Origin of the sequence: Streptomyces sp. UG1, from assembly GCF_049974585.1 — a bacterium.
In the GTDB taxonomy this organism is placed as follows: Bacteria; Actinomycetota; Actinomycetes; order Streptomycetales; family Streptomycetaceae; genus Streptomyces.
Genome location: NZ_JBNGGG010000038.1, coordinates 57,646 through 75,083, shown reverse-complemented (window position 1 = coordinate 75,083; position 17,438 = coordinate 57,646). Strand labels below are relative to the sequence as shown.

Here is a 17,438-nt window from a genome sequence, read left to right as displayed (position 1 = left end):
CCTCCTTCACCAGTCGCGAGAATCGTATTCTCACTTACGGGAAGTGGCAATGTTCCTGCGGAGCAGGAACTTCTTGACCTTGCCGCTCGGGGTGCGTGGGAAGTCGTCCACCTTGTGCACCTCCTCGGGCCACTTCTGGCGGGCCAGCCCGGACCGGTCGAAGTGCAGGCGCACCTCGGCCAGGCTCGGCACCGACCAGCCCGGCAGCATGCGCAGGACGGCCGCGGCGCGCTCGCCGAGCCGCGGATCGGGCACGGCGACCACGGCCGCCTCCGCCACGCCGTCCAGGCCCAGCAGGACCTCCTCGACCTCCAGGGCGCTGATGTTCTCCCCGCCGCGGATGATGACGTCGGCCTTGCGGTCGGTGACGGACAACCACCCTTCGGTATCGCGCGTGCCGATGTCGCCGGTGCGGTACCAGCCGTCGGCGTCGAAGGCCGCGGCGGTCAGCGCGGGGGCGGTGTAGCCGAGGCACAGGTCGGGGCCACGGGTGAGGATCTCGCCGTCGTCGGCGAGTCTCACCTCGACGCCGGGGAGCGGGAGTCCGTCGGTGTGCAGGCGCTTCGCGGCCGGGCCGTCGTACGGGGTGCAGGTCACCGACGGGTGTTCGGTGGAGCCGTAGGCGCGGAAGACGGTGATGCCGAGCGACTCCAGGCGGGTCGTCACGGCGGAGGCCACGGTGGCGCCGCCGAGTCCGGCGTACTTCAGGTGCGCGATGTGCTCGGGTGTGCAGTCGGGGTGGTCGAGCAGGCTCGTCATGTAGTACGTCGCCCCGCCGCCGACCGTCAGGCCTTCGGCCCGCATGAGCGCGAGCGCCTGGGCCGGATTCCAGGTGTCGCCGAGGTTGACCGGAGAGCCGTCGAGGACCGGTATGAGGAACGCGTTGATCATGCCGATGAAGTGGCCGACCGGCGCGACGGTGAACTGCCGCCCCCGGTCCGGCGGATAGCTCGCCGCCAGCTGGCGGGTCTCGTAGCCGAGGGTGCGGTGACTGTGGACGACGCCCTTGGGGTCGCTGGTGGTGCCGGAGGTGAAGGCGATCAGGGCGGGGGCACCCGGGTCCACGGGCAGGACGCCGGCCATCGGCTCGTCGGCGAGCAGCGCGTCGAAGTCCCGGCCCACGACGCCGACGACCGGGACCTCCGTGCACAGCTCCGGCCGGTACTCCAGCCGCCCGAAGCGGTCGGCGGCGAAGAAGGCCTTCGGGCGGGTGGCCTCGACGATGTAGCGGACCTCCTTCGGCCCGTAGAAGTGGACGACCGGCACGACGACCGCGCCGAGGAGGGCCGAGGCCCAGAACACGGCCGCCGCCTCCATCCAGTTGGGCAGCTGCATCACCACCGCGTCGCCGGGTCCGACACCGCGCGCCCGCAGACCGGCGGCCAGCCGCCGCGCCACCCGCTCCACGTCGGCGAAGGTCCCCGACCAGGGCCGCACCTCGGAGTGCACACGGAACTCCACGCCTTTCGCCTTGGCCAGCCCGTTCGTCAGCATCTCGCCGAGGGTCTCGCGCGTCCAGAAGCCCTCGGCCTCGTAACGCGCCGCCACTTCGAGCGGGATGGACCGCAGGGCTCCAGGGGGAATCGTCAACATTTCGGAGGCTCCTCCCTCTGCTTGGAGAATTGCACTCTCCCATAGCGAGAAGGTAAGTTCCACACATGCCACGGGACCACGGCTTCCACCCGGTGCGGATCACCCGGATCGTCGACGAGACGCCGGACACGCGCACCTTCGCCCTCGACGCGCGGTTCCCCTACCGGGCCGGGCAGTTCCTGACCTTCAAGGCGTGTGACACGCTGCGGAGTTACTCGATGTCGTCCTCACCCGACACCGACGGAGAGGTCTGTGTGACGGTGAAGCGGGTGCCGGGCGGGCTGGTCTCCGGCTGGATGCACGAGCGGCTCAGGCCCGGTGACACCCTTGAGGCCACCCGGCCCACCGGGTCGTTCTGCCTGCGCGAGGACGCGGGCGGGCGGCCGCTGGTCGCGTACGCCGGCGGGAGCGGGATCACGCCGGTGTTCTCGCTGGTCAAGAGCGCACTGGCGACGACCACGCGCCCTGTCCGGCTGCTGACGGCACATCGGGACGCAGGCTCGGCCATCTTCCGCGAGGCACTGGACACGCTCGCCGCCCGCCATCCGGCCCGGTTCGACGTGCGCTCGCACCTCGACGACCGGGACGGACTGGTCACCGCGGATGAGATACGGGCCCTCGTCGACGCAGAGGCGGACTACTACGTCTGCGGGCCGGAGCGGTTCATGGCGCTGGTGGAGGACACACTGACCGCGCACTCAGTGGCCCGGGAGCGGATCCTCATCGAGCGGTTCACGCCGGCACCGGCCGAGGAGGCACCCACGGCCGGACCCGTCACCGGCACCATCACCGTCGACCTGCGCGGACAGCGCCGTACCGTGCCGCAGCGACCGGGCGAGACTCTGTTGCAGAGCGCCCGCCGGGCCGGGTTCACGCCGCCGTTCTCCTGCGAGTCCGGGGACTGCGCCACCTGTATGGCCCGGCTGACGGACGGCGAGGCGAAGATGCGGGTGAACAACGCCCTGGAACCGGACGAGATGGCCGACGGCTATGTGCTCACCTGCCAGGCCGAGCCCACGACCCCCGACGTGACCGTGGTGTACGAGGACTGATCTCCACAGCAGCATCGGTATCCGCCCCGACGACCGGAAGGCCGCGCATGGTTGAGCTGGAGCTTCAGGACGGCCTGGCCGTCGTCACCATCGACCGCCCACACGCCCGCAACGCCATCGACCTGGCCACCATGGGCGAGCTGGAGAAGGCCCTGGACGTGGCCGAGGGCGCCACGGCGCTGGCGGTGACCGGAGCGGGTGAGAAGGCGTTCGTCTCCGGCGGCGACCTCAAGGAGCTGGCGCGGCTGCGCACCGAGGACGAGGCGGCCGGCATGGCGCTGCGGATGCGGGCGCTGTGCGACCGTATCGCCGCCTTCCCCGGCCCGGTGGTGGCCGCGCTGGGCGGGCACGCGCTGGGCGGCGGCGCGGAGGTGGCCGTCGCGGCCGACATTCGCATCGCCGCCGAGGACATCCGGATCGGCTTCAACCAGACCAAGCTGGCCATCGTGCCGGCCTGGGGCGGCGCCGAGCGGCTGGCCCGGCTGGTGGGGCCCGGGCGGGCCCTGCTGCTGGCGGGCACCGGGCGGGTGCTCGACGCGGCCGAGTCCGAACGGCTGGGGCTGGTGGACCTGGTCCTGCCCCGCGCCGGCTTCGCCGGCGCCTGGCGGGAAGTGGCCCGCGCTCTGGCCACTGCACAGGGGCGCGAGATCAAGAACCTCACCACCCGGACCCGACCGCCGCGCGAGGCAGCGGCAGCCTTCGCCCGGCTGTGGGTGTCCGAGGAGCACTGGGAAGCGGCGGAGAAGGTGATGTCCCGTGGCAAGTGACGTACGCCTCGAAGAGGGGCCGTTCGGCCCGGAGGTCCGCCCGGAGGGCGGGGCGGTGGCACAGACGGTGCTGTACCTGCACGGTGATCCGCGGCTCGCGGGCACTCCGCAGGACGCCCTGCCGACCGCGCGTGAACTGGCCCGCCTCACCGGCTGCGCGGTCGTCTGCGCCCGCTACCGGCCCCGCTTCCCCCACGCCCTCGAGGACGTGCACGCCGCCTGGGAGCACTGCCACGCGGATGGTCCGGCGGCCGTGGCGGGCAAGCGGCTCGGCGGGGCCCTCGCCGCGGGCCTGCTGCTGCGGCTGCGCGACGCGGGCGCGACGCTGCCGACCTGCGCAGTGCTCTCCTCACCGGTGCTCGACTTCACGCTGGACTCGCCCAGTCTGCTGCTCAACGCGGCCGCGGACCGTACCGTGGACGCCGAGGCGCTGCCGGTGCGCGCGGCCGCGTACGCGGGGACAGCACCGCGCGACCATCCCCTGCTCAGCCCTCTCCACGGCAACCTGCACGGCCTGCCGCCGCTCCAGCTGCACGCGGCCGGCACGGAGGTGCTGCTCGACGACACCTTGTCCTTCGCGACGCGAGCGGCACATTCCGGCATCGGGGTCGACATGCGGATCTACGAGGACTCCGCGGCGCAGGGGCTGCGGCAACTGGGGGCGACCGCGGAGTTCCTGCGGGCCGCGTGTCCGGACGGCCTTCTCACGCCCCGTCGCGGATGAACTCCGATGCCCGCCACGCCATCGCCATCACCGGCCCGTTGAGGTTCCCGGACACCATCAGCGGCAGGACGGACGCGTCGACCACCCGCAGGTTGTCCACGCCGCGCACCCGCAGCCGCGCGTCCGTCACGTCGTCCTGGCCGGGGCCCATCGCGCAGGTGCCGATGGCGTGGAAGCCGCAGTAGCCCCCGTCGAGCGCTGAGCGGACGATCTCCTCCTCCGTGTCGGACCGCACGCCCGGCCCGGGAAACGTCTCGCGCCGGATGCGGGAGGCGATCGGGTCGGTGGCGAAGAAGTCCCGCAGCCGCCTGAACAGGTCCGCGGTGACCTGCCGGTCGTACGCGGAGGTGAAGTAGCCGGGGTCGATGTCCAGCCCGGCGTCGGGGTCGGCCGACGTGATGGCCGGCGATCCCTCGGAGGTGGGCCTGAGCACCATGGCACACGCCGAGACGCCGGGTTCCCGCTCCACACCCGCGGGTTTGCCGGGTACCAGGGCAGCGAGCGACCAGGGGGCCAGCAGCACTTCGGTGTCCGGCTTGTCGGCCTCCGGGCGGGACTTCAGGAAGGCCATCACGTCGTAGGCGGGGCGGGCCAGTGGCCCCTTGCGGGTGAGCAGATAGGCCGCCCCGGTGCGGGCCCGGGCGGCCGGAGTGGCCAGCTGCCGGTTGGCGCCGAGCGGGGCGCAGGCGGAACCGCAGCGCCAGGCACCGGTGCTCACGCAACCGGCTCCCGATCGCGGGGCGGTCCAGGCGTACGTCGACGCCCGCGGCGCGCAGCACCTCCGCAGGGCCGAGACCGGACATCTGGAGCAGTCTTGGCGTGGCCAGGCTCAGGATCAGCTCGCGCCGGGCACGGATGTCCTCCTCCTGCCCGCCGGCGCGGCGCACCCGGACCCCGACGGCCTTGTCCCCGTCGAACAGCACCCGTATGACGGTCGTGTGCCGCGCGATGGTCAGGTTGGGTCGGGAGCGGGCGGGCCGCAGGAACGCCCGGGCGGCGCTCACCCGCTGTCCGGCCTTGATGGTGGCCATGGCGTGGCCGATCCGCTCGCCGTCCTCCTCGTTGACGTCCGGCACGGCACGCAGCCCGAACGCCTGCCCCGTCGCGATGAGTTCGTCGCACAGCGGGTCCGGGTCGCGGACCGTGGAGACGTGCAACGGGCCACCGGTGCCGCGGGTGGGTGAGGGGCCGAGGGCGTTGTCCTCGATGGCGCGGAAGGCGGGCAGGACGGCGTCCCACCCCCAGCCGGGGTTGCCGAGCCGTTCCAGGTCGTCCCAGTCGGCGCGACCGCCCCGGTTGTAGACCATCCCGTTGACCGAGCTGGATCCGCCGAACACCTTGCCGCGCACCCAGACCTCAGGGCGTCCGCCCTCGCGGAGCGGGCGGGGGTGCCAGGAGAACCCGGGGTCGCCGAAGAGCTTGCCGACGCCCTTCGGGATCCGCGGATACGGATGCCGGTCCGCGCCGCCCGCCTCGACGAGCAGGACGCGCACCCCGGGTTCCTGCGAGAGCCGTTCGGCCAGGACACAGCCCGCCGAACCGGCACCCGCGATGACGTAGTCGTACACCACGGCCCTCCTTGTGGGTGACAGGGCCGCGCCGGCGCCGCGCGGCCCCTCCTCGATGCCCGCGCGGCGCCGGCCGGGTGGTCGGTCCGGAACGGCGGTCAGGAGCCCGGCGTGTCGTCGCGGTACACCTGGCCGCCCTTCATCACGAAGCACACCCGCCCGGCGACGGAGAGGTCGGTGAGCGGGTCGCCGGGTACGGCGATGACATCGGCGAGCAGTCCGGGGGCGAGCCTGCCCCGGTCGTCGGCGTCGATCAGCTCGGCGGCGACAGTGGTCGCGGCGCGCAGGACGTCGACGGGCCGCATGCCCCGGTCGGCCAGGGCGAGGAGTTCGAGGACGCCCTTGCCGTGCGGGATGGCGGGGGCGTCGGTGCCGACGGCCACCTTCACCCCGCGCCGGATTGCGCGGGCCGTGGACTCGCGGGCGCGTGGAAAGACCTCGGCGGCCTTGGCCTGGAGTTCCGGGTCCGCGTGCCGGGTGTTCATGGTCTCGGTGAGGGACGTGGTGGCCACCAGGAAGGTGCCGCGCTCCACCATCAGGTCGTACGTCGCGTCGGTCGCCAGGAACCCGTGCTCGATGCAGTCGATGCCAGCCTCCACGGTGGCCCGGATCGCCGAGTCGCCCATGCAGTGCGCGGCGACCTTGCGCCCGGCGCGGTGCGCCTCGTCGACGATGGCGCGCAGCTCCTCGTCGGAGTACTGCTGTGCGCCCGCTGGGCCGGTGTGCGACATGACCCCGTTGGAGGCGCACACCTTGATGACCCGCGCCCCGTACTTGATCTGGTGGCGGACCGCCTTGCGCACCTCCGCCACCCCGTTGGCGATGCCCTCCTCCACGGTGAGGGGCAGCACACCGGGGGCGAAACCCTGGAACATGGTGGGGTCGAGGTGCCCGCCGGTCGGGGCGATCGCGTGCCCGGCGGGCACCACGCGCGGCCCCTCGACCCAGCCCAGGTCGATCGCCTTCTTCAGCGCGACGTCCAGGAGCACGCCGCCGGTCTGCACGAACAGGCCGAGGTTGCGCACGGTGGTGTAACCGCGCCTCAGGGTGCGGCGGGCGTTGGCGGCCGCGCGCAGCGTCCGCAGGGCCGGGTCCTCCTGGACCGGGATGAGCGGGCTCGCGTGGTCGGGGCCGCCGAGGAAGAGGTTGACCTCCATGTCCATCAGGCCCGGCAGCAGCGTGACGTCCCCGAGGTCGCGTACGACCGTGCCCTCGGGCAGCCGGGCCGGCTGGATCTCGGCGATGCGCTCGCCCACCACCAGCACCTGGCCCGGCTCGACGATCTCGCCCTTGTCGACGTCCAGCAGGCGCGCAGCCCGCAGCAGCACCGGCGACTGCGGGGTCTTCTGCGGTGCGGCCATCACACGGCGGGTTCGACGACGGCGTCGATGCCGGCGGGCCCGCTGTCCGGGACGCGCGGCTGGCCCCAGGCCTCCACCGGGAAGGCGACGGTCACCAGGGCGCAGAACGCCCACAGCAGGTGCTTGTCCTCGTCGCTGATGCCGTCGAGGCTGACGTTCTCCAGGTAGGCGGTGCCCTTCTCCAGCAGGGGGAACGCCGTGTCGTAGAAGGCCTGCAGCTCCTCCATGGTGCTGTTGACGCGCTTGGCGTAACGGGCGCGCTCGCCGTGCACGGCCCAGTCCGCGAACGGTTCGAGCGCGGCGAACTCGGGGGGAAAGACGTTGGCCATGACTGCTTCTCTCCGTGTCTGTTCGCGGAACGTCTCAGGATGCGGTGGCCGGCGCCGTGGACTGCCGCTGCTCGTAGTCGCGCACGTAGTTCTGCGCAGTGCTGTGCAGATGGCGCAGCAGGACCTCCTGGTCGCACAGCGGAAACGTGTCCAGCGTGCGCGATTCGAGCATGGTCTGCGTGGCCTCCAGGGTGTTGCCGTCCTGCAGGCCGTACTCCTTGAACGACACCACCGCCAGCTCCTGTTGCAGACGCTGGAAGGCGTTCTTCGGCGGGACGAAGTAGGCCGTGCCCTCGAAGATGTGGGTGTGGTACGAGGTCGGCCAGTAGTGGTAGGTCAGCACCCAGTTGGGCCGCCAGATCAGCAGCATGAAGTTGGGGAAGAACACGAACGAATCCATGCCCCAGACCTTGCTGCGGATCGGGTTGATGGCAGGCGGGAGCTCCTCGGCGGTCAGGCCGATGTCCGGGGCGTCCCAGGGGCCGAACAGGCCGCTGCGCAGGGCCCGTTCGATGGGCTTGACCATGGCTTTCTCCTTGGGGGGTGCGATGCCGCCCCAGGAGGAGACCATGCTGTGCGGGCCGTCGATGTCGTAGGCCAGCGCCTCGTAGCCATACTTCTTGATCTTGGCGGCCTCGCCGGCCTCGTACTGGCCGCTGTGCAGGATCGGCGCGTGGTAGAACTCGGCGAACGCGTCGATGAACAGTTTCCAGTTGCTGCCGATCTCGGCGCGGTACTTGTGCACCTGGGTCAGCTTGTGGAACGGGTAGCCGTCGATGCCCTGCGCGAACTTGCCGAGGTAGTCCTTGAGCGGCGTGGTGTTGTCCGGGTCGAGGTTGACGAAGATGAACCCCTCCCACACCTCGGTCTGCACCTGCAGCAGGCCGTACTTCGACTTGTCGATGTCGAAGAACTCCGACTCCTGCTGGACGAAGGTGAGCTTGCCCGCCAGGTCGTAGCGCCAGGCGTGGTACTTGCAGGTGAAGGCGCGGCAGGTGCCCTTGGTCTCCTCGCGGGGGTAGTCGTCCCACACGAGCTTGTTGCCGCGGTGCCGGCACACGTTGTGGAAGGCGCGCACCTCGCCGTCCATGCCGCGGACCACGACCACGGAGGCGCGGGCGGCGTCCAGCTCCTTGGTGAAGTAACGGCCCTTGCGGGGCAGTTGCTCGACCCGCCCTACGTTCAGCCAGGTCCGGCGGAAGACGGCGTCCCGTTCCTTCTCGTAGAACTCCGGTGAGATCGAGTCCGCGTAGGACACGGGCGCCGTGTCGATCTTGAAGTGCTCGGTCCAACTGCCCTCGGAGGGCTTGGGAAAGTGCGCCATGGGTCGGAACCTCCGGTCAGGTTGACACGGCCACGATAACAGCATGGTTCTCGATTTTGGAGAATCACGTTTCCAAAGCTGTCGAACATCTTCCGACCCCTGCCTCACCCGGCGGCTTCGCCGCTCAGCAGCCGCCTCGGCGGCGACCGCCAGGTCTTTGCGCAGGAAGGGACCCGCACTTGCCGCGAACGCCGCCACCGAGCCCCTGGCCTTCGCCCCGGTCGCCGCCCGGCTCGCGGCACTGACATGCGGCAGCGCGGCGAGCAGCACCTCTTCCGCGACCCCCAGCTGCCGCCCGAGGCACACAGCGTCCGCGAGCAGCCCGATCTGGCCCGCGAACAGCAGGTTGTTGAGCAGTTTGACCAGCTGGCCGGCGCCCAGCGGACCGACGTGCAGCAGGGGATCGGCGTAGGCCTGGAGCGCGGGCCGTACCTGCCCCACGGCGTCCGGCCCGCCGCCGGCGAGGACGGTGAGCCGACCGGCCGCGATGTCGTGCGGGCCGCCGCTGACCGGCGCGTCCACCACGGCCGCGCCCCGCCCGGCCGGCGCCCGGGCCGTGCGCGGGCTGCCGGTGGTGTGCATGACGAGCACGGCATCCGCGGGGAGCGCGTCGAGCAGTGAGCCGTCCAGGCAGACCTCGCGGACCTGCGCGTCGCTGTAGAGGCAGAGCAGGACGGCTTCCGCGCAGCGGGCGGCGTCCGCGAGCGCGGTCACGGGCTCGGCGCCCGCACGCGTGAGCGCCCGCGCCGCCCCGGCATCACGGACGTACCCGCGTACCCGATGTCCGGCCTGGACGAGCCGCTCCACCATGGGACGGCCCATCCGTCCGGCGCCGACGAAACCCAGATCCACGGGAATCCCCACCTCTCTTGCAGAGCCAGTCATGGAAACCTCATTCTCGTATACTGTTATCCTTACTCTCACCAGTGGAGGACGCCTTTGACGGCACGTCACAGCGACTGGATCGGCGGCCGCTCCGAGCCCCCCGCAGAGCGGGACCTGGCTGCAGACGCTCGACCCGGCCACCCGCGCGGCCGGCGACGAGATCACGGCGGACGCGGACACCCTGATGAGCCTGGAGCGGGCGCGCACGGGGAAGGTACCGGCCCAACTGCGGCCCGAAGTCGACATGTCGGCTGCGTACTTCCGCGCGGGGGTGCACACCTACACCCGCTACGAGCCCTACGGCGTCGTCGGCGTGATCACCCCGTGGAATCTCCCGCTCAACCAGGCCTGCCGGGCGCTCGGCCCCGCGCTCGCGAGGGGCAACGCCGTCGTGGTGACCCTGCCCTTCCGCGGCGAGGCCGAGGCACTCACGCTCGCCAACGACTCCCCTTGCGGGCTGGTGGCCGTCGTGTGGAGCGGCGACCTGGCGCGGGGACTGCGGCTGGCCGAGGCGATCGAGGCGGGGCAGGTGGGCGTGAACGGCGGGCCGCTCACGATCGAGACGCCGTTCGGCGGCTACAGGCGCAGCGGCCACGGGCGGGAGAAGTGCCTGGCGGCCCTGCACGAGTACGCGCAGCTCAAGACCGTCAGCGCGGCCCTGCGCTGAGGCTGGGAGGAGAAAGCGGATGTACGACGGCGAGTGGCGGCTGGCCGCGGCAGCGGCGCGCGCGGAGGTCCTCGGCGACGACGGCACGCGACTGCCGCCGGGAGACCCCGTACCGGCCGAGTACCAGGACTACCTGATGTCGGTGGCGTGGGGCGTGTGGGCGCGCGGCGGCCCGCTGAGCAACCGCGACCGCAGCCTGCTGGTGCTGGCCATGACCGCGGCGCTCGGACGGATGGACGAGTTCCGTCTCCATCTGGGAGCCGCGCCGCGCGCCGGGGTGACCGACTCCGAGGTCGACGAGCTGCTGTTCCAGATCACCGCCTACTGCGGCGCTCCGGCCGGGAACTCGGCCCGCTCCGTCATCCGCGAGGTCCGCGGCGCCCGGGAGGCGGTGTGAGCGCGCGGCCGGGGGTGGTCGGGTTCGTGGGGCTGGGCAACATGGGCGGCGCACTGGCCTCGAACCTGGTGCGCGCCGGGTTCGAGGTGGTGGCGTACGACGCCGCCGGCCCCGCGCGCACACCGCTGGGCGCCCGATGGGCGCCGAACCCGGCGGAGGTGGCGCGGGCCGCCGGCACAGTGGTGCTGAGCCTGCCCGACGGCGCCGTATGCCAGGAGGTCGTGCGTGACCTCACCAGTGCCCGGGACCGGTGGGTCACCCACGTCGTGGACACCTCCACGGTGGGCGTCACGGCCGCACGCGCGCTGTCCGCGATCGGCCCGGGGTATGTGGACGCGCCCGTGTCGGGCGGGGTGACCGGCGCCCAGAAGCGCACCCTGATGGTCATGTACGCCGGGTCGGACGAGGACTGCGCCCATGTGGAGCCGGTGCTGGCCGGGCTCAGCGACCGCCGGCGCAGAGTCGGCGACCGCCCCGGGCAGGCGCAGGCGCTGAAGCTGGCCAACAACTTCCTGTCGGCGACCGCGCTGGCGGCCACCAGCGAGGCCGTCGCCTTCGGACGGGCCGCCGGGCTGGACCCTGGCGTGATGTTGGAGGTGCTCAACGTCTCCAGCGGGCGCAGCGGGGCCACCGCCGACAAGTTCCCGGAGGAGGTGCTGACGGGTCGCTATGCCTCCGGGTTCAGCAACACGCTGATGGCCAAGGACGTGCGGCTCTTTCTGGGCGAAGTGGAGCGGCTGGGCGGTCCGGCGGCGGTCGCGGGCGTGACGGGCTCGGTGTGGGAGGCGTTCAGCGCCGAGGAACCCGGGGCCGACTTCACCCGCATCTATCCCTTCGTCGCGGGGGATTGACTCTCGGTGGTGGCGGTCTCGGCGCCGAGCAGGACGGACATCGTCTCCCGCACAATCTGCGGATAGCGGTGCGCCTCCGGGTCCACCAGCCACAATTGGTGGACGCCCTCGACCAATGCCAGGACGGCCGCGGCAGCGGTCGGCGCGCTCAGCCCGCTGGGCAGTCGCTGCCCGTATCGCTCGACCAAGCTCGCGGTCAGGTGGTCCTGCAGGGAGCAGCACCGCTCCCGGACGTATCCGGCCGCGGGTTCCTGCCCGGTGACTGCCTCGGCCAGCACCACGCTGTGCACGGCGGCGAGTGAGGGGTGGTCCTGCTCGAATGCGACGGCCTCGGCGAAGTCACCGGCCCAGTCCTCACCGACCCGACGATCGGCCAGATGCTCGCGGTGGAGCTGCTCACGGAAGTTGAGTATCTCCAGCAGCAGCCGCTTCTTGCTGGGGAAGTAGTGCAGGACGCCCTGCCGGGTGAGGCCGGCCCGTTCGGCCACCGCGTCGATCGAGGTGCCCTTGAATCCGCGGGCGGCCAGGACCTCCAGTGCCGCCTCCAGGATCTGCTCACGCTGCCCCGACACCACGCCCTGCCCCTTCCGCCGTTGGAGAGGTGCCCGCACACCGTACGCACGCCAGTCGGCGCAGGTCGAGAGGGCGTACCGGATCCCTCTCAGCGTCCCATCGCGGCAAGGGCGGCCAGGGCGGCGTCCCGAAGTGCCGCCGCGTCGCGTACACCCGCCCTGTCCGCGATCTCACCGAACAGGCGGACGTCCTTGGCGAGCAGTCCGCCCGCGTGAGCGGCGATGCGGTCCAGGCTGCCGCCCGCGTCGGTGACCCGGTCCAGCGCGAAGCTGGCCGCGCTGCCGCGCGGCAGCACCCGGCCCAGGGCGGTGCCGTCCAGACCGAGGGTGGCACCCAGCCCGAGCGCGTCGGCGGCGAGCCCCAAGTGGGCGGTGAACAGCAGGTTGTTGAGAATCTTGGCGATCTGCCCGGAGCCGGTCGGACCGAGATGGACGACGGGGTCGCCGTAGGTGTCGAACACCGGGCGGCAGTAGGCGAAGACCTGGGGGTCGCCGCCCGTCATGACGACCAGGGTGCCCTGTTCGGCGGCCCGGCCGCCGCCGCTGACCGGTGCGTCCAGGACGGAGACACCCGATGTGCGGGCCAGCGCCTCCAGGCGACGGCAGGTGTCGGGGTGGACGGTGGAGTGGACGGCGATCACCCCGCCCCGGCGCAGCCCAGCGAGAACACCGTCCGGGCCGGTGACCACCTGCTCGACGTCGGCGTCGTCGACGACGCACACGCACACCAGGTCGCTGGCGGTGGCCAGTTCCGCGGGCGAGCCGGCCGTCCTGGCGCCGCTGTCCGCGAACGGGGCGAGTGTGGTGCGCCTGCGGGCCCACAGGGTCGTCTCGTGTCCCGCCTCGACGATCCGGCGGGCCATGGGCGCGCCCTGACTGCCCAGCCCGATGAAGCCCACGCGTACGGGTGCCCTGCTCACGTCGTCCGCCGAGGGCGCCAGAACGCGGCGAGCAGCCCTGCGGTCGCCACCACGCCCACCCCGAGCGCGACACCGGCGCCCGCCCACCCGGTCACCTCGATACCGGCCGCCGTGTCCACCGCGTACTCCCCCGGCCCCCACGCGCCGAGCGCCACGGCGAGCACGCCCAGGACGAGGACGTACTCGTAACCCTCTTTGAAGACGAAGAAGCCGTGCGGGCGGTGGGCGAGCAGTCCGGCGACCAGCATCACCGACAGCACGGCCGCGCAGGCCAGCGGGGTCAGCAGCCCGAGGACGAGCAGGACGCCCGCGCCGATCTCGGTGACCACGCTCAGCCAGGCCTGCAGCCGCGGCCGGGTCAGGCCGAGCCCGGCGAACCAGCCGGCGGTTCCGGTGATGCCGCCTCCGCCGCGCCAGTGGTTCCAGCCGTGCGCCACCATGACCGCGCCCAGCACCAGCCGCATCACGAGCGCGGCGGCGTCGAAGGCCTCACCCATCGCGCCTCCCCCGTTCCGTGGGCAGCGCCGGCACACCGAGCGCGCACTCCTCCACGAAGGCCAGGACGTGCAGGTGGTAGGCGAGGGCGGTGCGGCCGACGCTGGTGTTGTGGCCCGCGCCCGCCTGCTCGTGGAGCACCACGCGGGGCGAGCCGGTGAACAGCGAGGCGAGGTCGGCCAGGGCCTCCGGCCCATTGGCCCACACCTGTTCGTACTCGGCGAGCGTGAGGTGCACCGGCACCGGGACGCGTGCCGCCAGCCGGGTGAACTCCTCCTGCCAGCCCTCCCGGTGCCCTTCGTAGGCGGGCGAGGTAGCGCCGATACGACGGCCGCCGTGCACGTCCGGCGGATAGGCCTGCGGTGGATCCCACAGCGCGTGACGAAGGCTGGGCCGGGTGCGGGTCGGGTCGCGCCGCCACTCCTCCATCGCCCGCGCCGCCCGGGGGTGGTGCACCAGGCCCATGCCGGCCAGCTCCACTCCCAGCAGCTGAGCGCCGCGCGGGTCGCTCGCCATGCGGACGGTGAGTTCGCTGCCGGCCGAATGCGCCCAGAGGAACACACCGACGCCGCGCTCGCGTCCCACCAGCAGGGCTTCCACCGCCTCGTACGCGAAGTCGGTGCGCTGTTCGGGCGTACGCATCCGGTCCTCGTGTCCGGCCGAGCTGCCATAGCCGGGGCGGTCCAGGGCGAGGACGGTGAAACCGGCCGCGGCGGCGGTGCGCAGGAGGGAGAGCCTCGGGTGTCCGGGGTGGTCGAAGTAGGCGGAGGTGGTGGCTCCGCCGTGCAGGACCACGATCACGGCCTGCGGGCGGGGTGCCTCGGCGACGAGGGCGGAGGCAGGGACGCCGCGTACACCGACCACCTGTCGGCGTACCACGGTGGTGAGTTCGGGTTCCAGTGAGGTCATCCGTCCGTCCTGAGCAGGAGTACGCCGCTGGGAGTCAGCCCGCCGCTGGAGACCACCGCGGTGCGCGCGCCCGCCACCTGCCGGGCCGCGGCTTCGCCGCGCAGCTGGAGCACCGCCTCGTGGAGCAGGCCCATGCCGTGGGTCCGGCCGTGGGACAGCTGACCTCCGTGCGGGTTCAGCGGCAGCACCCCGTCGCGGGCGATGTTCTTGCCGCCGTCCAGGAAGTCCCGCGCCTCGCCGATGCCGCAGAAGCCGAGCGCCTCGATCCAGGACAGGCAGTTGAAGGTGAAGCCGTCGTACAGCAGCGCCACGTCCACGTCGGCGGGGCGCAGGTCGGTGCGGGTCCACAGGTGGGCGGACTGGCCGAGCACCTGGGGTTCGTGGGTGAGGGTGGACTGGTCCCACTCGGGGCGTTCGAGGATCTGCGTGCCGACGGCCTCGATACGGACCGGCGGTTTGGCAAGGTCGGGCGCGGTCTCGGCGGCGGAGACGACGACGGCCGTGGACGCGTCGCAGGGGACGTCGCAGTCGTAGAGCCCGAAGGGGGTGGTGACGGTGCGCGCGCAGAGGTAGTCGTCCATGGTGAGCGGGTCGCGGTAGATCGCGTCCGGGTGGCGGGCGGCGTTCGCGCGCTGGTTGAGGGCGATCCGGCCGAGGGTCTCGCGGGTGGTGCCGTAGCGGTGCATGTGCCGCTGGGCGTTCATCGCGAGCATGATCGCGGGCGAGACGGCTCCGAACGGCTTGAACCACCCGTCGGGGCCGGGGGGTTGCGGCATGCGGATCCGGCCCTGCCGGACGAGTTCCGCGTACGTCGCCTCCCACACCGTACGGAAGCACAGCACATGCCGGGCCAGGCCGCCCGCCACCGCGAGCATCGCGGCGATCACCGAACCGCCCGGGCCGAAGGTCTCCCCCGCCCCGTTGTGCCACACCGGGCGGATGCCGAGTGCGGACTCCAGGGCGGTCACCCCGCCCTCGGCGAAGCCGCCGTAGGCGCCGCCGCCGGGGTAGGTGGACAGGCCGTCGATGTCGTCGAGGGTGAGTCCGGCGTCGGCGACGGCCTTCTCGCAGGCTTCGACGGTGAGTTCGAGGGGCGGCACCATGAGGCGGCGGCCGACGCGGGAGGCACCGGCGCCGCTGATGACCGCGTGCTCCTCGAACTTGCTGCGTGCCGGCGCCCCGCGCAGGTGCTCGGTGACCGGGGGGTCCTCGGGCAGGGGTGCGGGCGGGGGCTGCTCGTCGCACGGCCGGAACAAGGGCAGCCAGGCCTCGCCGGCCTGCTCGAAGACCGCCTCCATGCGCATGCCGAGCCGCAGGTCCTCGGGTGCGCGGTCGACGACGTTGGTGGTCAGCCGGACCCGGGGGTCCTCCTCGATCGCGACCTGGGCCACGACGAACGGGGAGGGCAGGCCCGGGAAGGGAAAGCGGTGGTTGACGGTGAAGCCCACGAGCGTGGCCCGGCCGGACACCTCACGGATGTGGGTGTCATGCCCCCGGCAGTGGCGGCACACCGGCTGCGGCGGGTGGATCAGCACCCGGCAGCCGGTGCACGCCAGGAAGCAGAGCCGTCCGTTCCTGCCGGAGGTCCAGAAGAACTCGGTCTCCTGGCTGATCTGCGGCTGTGGACGGACGGCACCCTCGGGTGCGCTCAACGGATCTTCGCCTCCGCCTTGCGTACCGTGACCGGCTCGGCGAGCCCCTGCTCGTCGCAGGCCCGCTGGAGGGTCTCCAGCGTTTCCGCCAGTCCGGGTCCGAGGCGGGGGCCGGGGGTGAAGGTGGCGGGCAGGTGGCGCATGCCCTGGATGACGCCGATGGTCTCGTAGTGGACCGTGCCCTCGGGGTCGCTCGCGAAGTCCGGCATCCGGTCGAGGACTTGCAGCAGCATCCGTTTGAACACGGTACGGGCGACGTTGGAGCCGATGCAGCGGTGCAGGCCCAGGCCGAAGGCGGTGTGGCGGTTGCCGCCGCGGGCGAGGTCGACGCGGTCGGGGTCGGGGAAGACCTGCGGGTCGCGGTTGGCCATCGCCCAGGACAGCCACAACCGGTCGCCCTCCTTGAACTCCTTGCCCGCGATCTCGCAGTCCTCCGCGACGGTACGGCCGTCGCCGGGCGCCGGGGTGAAGTAGCGCAGGAACTCCTCGGTGGCCGAATCCAGCAGGGTGTCGCGCTCCCGGCTGAGCCGGGCCCGCTCGTCGGGGTGCTGGGAGAGCCACTCCAGGGCGTGCGCGGTCAGCGCGGTGGTGGTGTCGAAGCCGCCGCCGATGAGCAGGGCGAGGGCGCCGACCAGATCCTCCTCGGGAGGGGCCTTGCCGTCGATCTCCATCCTGACGAGGGCGTCGGCCAGGCCGGGACGCGGGTGAGCGCGGACTTGCCGAAGGGTTGCCGCGATGTCCCGGATCATCGCCATGTGGGCTTCCACAACCCGGGCCATCTCCGGCGAGTTGGGCGGGGTGTACACGCCGGCGTGGGCGGGCTCGTTGTACAGCTCCCACTTCTTGAGCGGGATGCCCATCATGGCGAGGGTGAAGACGGCCGGGACGATGTTGGCGAGGTCGTCGACGAAGTCGATCCGGCCCGTCTCGATCTTCTCGTCGATGCAGGCGCGGGCCACGTCGTCGATGAACGGGATCCACCGCTTGACGGCCGCCGGGGAGAGGTAGGGGTTGAGAGCGTTGCGGTAGGCGCGCTGCTCGGGCGGGTCCATCTCCAGGAAGCCGCCGCGGATGCCCCTGCCGCGGTGCGGTGCCGGGATGCTGATGCCCTGGTAGCCGCGGCGCTCGCCGTGCACGTCGTGGTCGTTGGACAGTGTCTGGCCGGCGCGGGCGAAGGCGAGCAACTCGCGGTTGCCGGCGGCCACCCAGTGGCCGCCGTAGGTGTCGGACCAGGCGAGCGGGCAGCCCTCGTGGAACTCGCGGGTCTGCTCCTCGAACCTGTGGCGGTACTCGGGCGCGTGCCGGTCGAAGTGCACGCGGGGCTGCTTGCGGGCCTCGTCGCCGGTGGTGTCCGGTGCGGTCATGGGGGTGT

The 17,438-nt window shown here is 72.2% G+C and carries 17 protein-coding genes and 1 pseudogene; 6 read left to right on the top strand and 12 right to left on the bottom strand.

Annotation, left to right across the window (positions count from 1 at the left end):
* Positions 1-30: 30 nt before the first annotated feature.
* On the bottom strand, positions 31-1,593 hold the full coding sequence (locus ACP4J3_RS35945; RefSeq protein ID WP_426540511.1) for an AMP-binding protein: 1,563 nt from the start codon (positions 1,591-1,593) through the stop codon (positions 31-33).
* Between the two features lie 65 nt (positions 1,594-1,658).
* Here ACP4J3_RS35945 and ACP4J3_RS35940 point away from each other — a divergent pair, with 65 nt between their 5' ends.
* Genes ACP4J3_RS35940 through ACP4J3_RS35930 form a run of 3 tightly spaced genes read left to right on the top strand, consistent with a single transcriptional unit; the run spans position 1,659 to position 4,136 of the window.
* A complete protein-coding gene (locus ACP4J3_RS35940) occupies positions 1,659-2,645 on the top strand; it encodes a 2Fe-2S iron-sulfur cluster-binding protein (RefSeq protein ID WP_426540510.1) in 987 nt (328 codons plus the stop codon).
* A gap of 47 nt (positions 2,646-2,692) precedes the next feature.
* Positions 2,693-3,412 (top strand): enoyl-CoA hydratase/isomerase family protein, encoded by a 720-nt coding sequence (locus ACP4J3_RS35935; RefSeq protein WP_426540509.1) that lies wholly within the window; start codon positions 2,693-2,695, stop codon positions 3,410-3,412.
* A complete protein-coding gene (locus ACP4J3_RS35930) occupies positions 3,402-4,136 on the top strand; it encodes an alpha/beta hydrolase fold domain-containing protein (protein WP_426540508.1) in 735 nt (244 codons plus the stop codon). Before ACP4J3_RS35935 ends, ACP4J3_RS35930 begins: the two co-directional genes overlap by 11 nt.
* Here ACP4J3_RS35930 and ACP4J3_RS35925 read toward each other — a convergent pair.
* From ACP4J3_RS35925 to ACP4J3_RS35905, 5 genes and pseudogenes are all read right to left on the bottom strand, one after another.
* Complete coding sequence (locus ACP4J3_RS35925) at positions 4,117-4,854, bottom strand: GMC family oxidoreductase (RefSeq protein WP_426540507.1); 738 nt, start codon at positions 4,852-4,854, stop codon at positions 4,117-4,119. The genes ACP4J3_RS35930 and ACP4J3_RS35925 overlap by 20 nt on opposite strands.
* 49 nt (positions 4,855-4,903) lie before the next feature.
* Positions 4,904-5,704 (bottom strand): annotated as a pseudogene (locus ACP4J3_RS35920) (GMC family oxidoreductase); the annotation flags it as partial.
* Positions 5,705-5,802: 98 nt separating this feature from the next.
* Entirely contained in the window at positions 5,803-7,065 is a 1,263-nt protein-coding gene (locus ACP4J3_RS35915; RefSeq protein ID WP_426540506.1) for an amidohydrolase family protein, read from the bottom strand.
* The gene (locus ACP4J3_RS35910) at positions 7,065-7,394 is read right to left on the bottom strand and encodes a hypothetical protein (protein WP_426540505.1); all 330 of its coding nucleotides are present in this window, start codon (positions 7,392-7,394) and stop codon (positions 7,065-7,067) included. The genes ACP4J3_RS35915 and ACP4J3_RS35910 overlap by 1 nt, the downstream gene beginning before the upstream one ends.
* Positions 7,395-7,428: 34 nt before the next feature.
* Entirely contained in the window at positions 7,429-9,570 is a 2,142-nt protein-coding gene (locus ACP4J3_RS35905; RefSeq protein WP_426540504.1) for an SRPBCC family protein, read from the bottom strand.
* A gap of 217 nt (positions 9,571-9,787) precedes the next feature.
* Between ACP4J3_RS35905 and ACP4J3_RS35900 the strand changes: the two genes are divergently transcribed.
* Genes ACP4J3_RS35900 through ACP4J3_RS35890 form a run of 3 tightly spaced genes read left to right on the top strand, consistent with a single transcriptional unit; the run spans position 9,788 to position 11,518 of the window.
* Positions 9,788-10,270 carry an aldehyde dehydrogenase family protein gene (locus tag ACP4J3_RS35900; protein WP_426540503.1) on the top strand — a complete coding sequence of 161 codons (483 nt, stop codon included), beginning with the start codon at positions 9,788-9,790 and terminating at the stop codon, positions 10,268-10,270.
* 19 nt (positions 10,271-10,289) lie between these two features.
* The gene (locus ACP4J3_RS35895) at positions 10,290-10,667 is read left to right on the top strand and encodes a carboxymuconolactone decarboxylase family protein (RefSeq protein ID WP_426540502.1); all 378 of its coding nucleotides are present in this window, start codon (positions 10,290-10,292) and stop codon (positions 10,665-10,667) included.
* Entirely contained in the window at positions 10,664-11,518 is an 855-nt protein-coding gene (locus tag ACP4J3_RS35890) for an NAD(P)-dependent oxidoreductase (protein ID WP_426540501.1), read from the top strand. The genes ACP4J3_RS35895 and ACP4J3_RS35890 overlap by 4 nt, the downstream gene beginning before the upstream one ends.
* Here the strand turns inward: ACP4J3_RS35890 and ACP4J3_RS35885 are convergent.
* From ACP4J3_RS35885 to ACP4J3_RS35860, 6 genes are all read right to left on the bottom strand, one after another.
* Positions 11,494-12,093, bottom strand: coding sequence for a TetR/AcrR family transcriptional regulator (locus ACP4J3_RS35885; RefSeq protein WP_426540500.1), 600 nt, complete (start codon positions 12,091-12,093; stop codon positions 11,494-11,496). The two genes, ACP4J3_RS35890 and ACP4J3_RS35885, sit on opposite strands and share 25 nt — an antisense overlap.
* Positions 12,094-12,179: 86 nt before the next feature.
* Positions 12,180-13,010, bottom strand: coding sequence for an NAD(P)-dependent oxidoreductase (locus tag ACP4J3_RS35880; RefSeq protein WP_426540499.1), 831 nt, complete (start codon positions 13,008-13,010; stop codon positions 12,180-12,182).
* On the bottom strand, positions 13,007-13,507 hold the full coding sequence (locus ACP4J3_RS35875; protein WP_426540498.1) for a DoxX family protein: 501 nt from the start codon (positions 13,505-13,507) through the stop codon (positions 13,007-13,009). The genes ACP4J3_RS35880 and ACP4J3_RS35875 overlap by 4 nt, the downstream gene beginning before the upstream one ends.
* Positions 13,500-14,414, bottom strand: a complete 915-nt coding sequence (locus ACP4J3_RS35870) for an alpha/beta hydrolase (RefSeq protein ID WP_426540497.1) — start codon at positions 14,412-14,414, stop codon at positions 13,500-13,502. Before ACP4J3_RS35870 ends, ACP4J3_RS35875 begins: the two co-directional genes overlap by 8 nt.
* Positions 14,411-16,066, bottom strand: coding sequence for a thiolase C-terminal domain-containing protein (locus tag ACP4J3_RS35865; protein ID WP_426540496.1), 1,656 nt, complete (start codon positions 16,064-16,066; stop codon positions 14,411-14,413). The genes ACP4J3_RS35870 and ACP4J3_RS35865 overlap by 4 nt, the downstream gene beginning before the upstream one ends.
* Positions 16,063-17,430, bottom strand: a complete 1,368-nt coding sequence (locus ACP4J3_RS35860) for a cytochrome P450 (protein ID WP_426540495.1) — start codon at positions 17,428-17,430, stop codon at positions 16,063-16,065. Before ACP4J3_RS35860 ends, ACP4J3_RS35865 begins: the two co-directional genes overlap by 4 nt.
* Positions 17,431-17,438: the final 8 nt, after the last annotated feature.

What these genes read in the sequence shown, in the direction of transcription:
- ACP4J3_RS35945 (WP_426540511.1), bottom strand. Translation starts at nt 1,593, where the DNA reads ATGTTGACGATTCCCCCTGGAGCCCTGCGGTCCATCCCGCTCGAAGTG.
- ACP4J3_RS35940 (WP_426540510.1), top strand. Translation starts at nt 1,659, where the DNA reads ATGCCACGGGACCACGGCTTCCACCCGGTGCGGATCACCCGGATCGTC.
- ACP4J3_RS35935 (WP_426540509.1), top strand. Translation starts at nt 2,693, where the DNA reads ATGGTTGAGCTGGAGCTTCAGGACGGCCTGGCCGTCGTCACCATCGAC.
- ACP4J3_RS35915 (WP_426540506.1), bottom strand. Translation starts at nt 7,065, where the DNA reads ATGGCCGCACCGCAGAAGACCCCGCAGTCGCCGGTGCTGCTGCGGGCT.
- ACP4J3_RS35910 (WP_426540505.1), bottom strand. Translation starts at nt 7,394, where the DNA reads ATGGCCAACGTCTTTCCCCCCGAGTTCGCCGCGCTCGAACCGTTCGCG.
- ACP4J3_RS35900 (WP_426540503.1), top strand. Translation starts at nt 9,788, where the DNA reads ATGAGCCTGGAGCGGGCGCGCACGGGGAAGGTACCGGCCCAACTGCGG.
- ACP4J3_RS35895 (WP_426540502.1), top strand. Translation starts at nt 10,290, where the DNA reads ATGTACGACGGCGAGTGGCGGCTGGCCGCGGCAGCGGCGCGCGCGGAG.
- ACP4J3_RS35875 (WP_426540498.1), bottom strand. Translation starts at nt 13,507, where the DNA reads ATGGGTGAGGCCTTCGACGCCGCCGCGCTCGTGATGCGGCTGGTGCTG.
- ACP4J3_RS35870 (WP_426540497.1), bottom strand. Translation starts at nt 14,414, where the DNA reads ATGACCTCACTGGAACCCGAACTCACCACCGTGGTACGCCGACAGGTG.
- ACP4J3_RS35860 (WP_426540495.1), bottom strand. Translation starts at nt 17,430, where the DNA reads ATGACCGCACCGGACACCACCGGCGACGAGGCCCGCAAGCAGCCCCGC.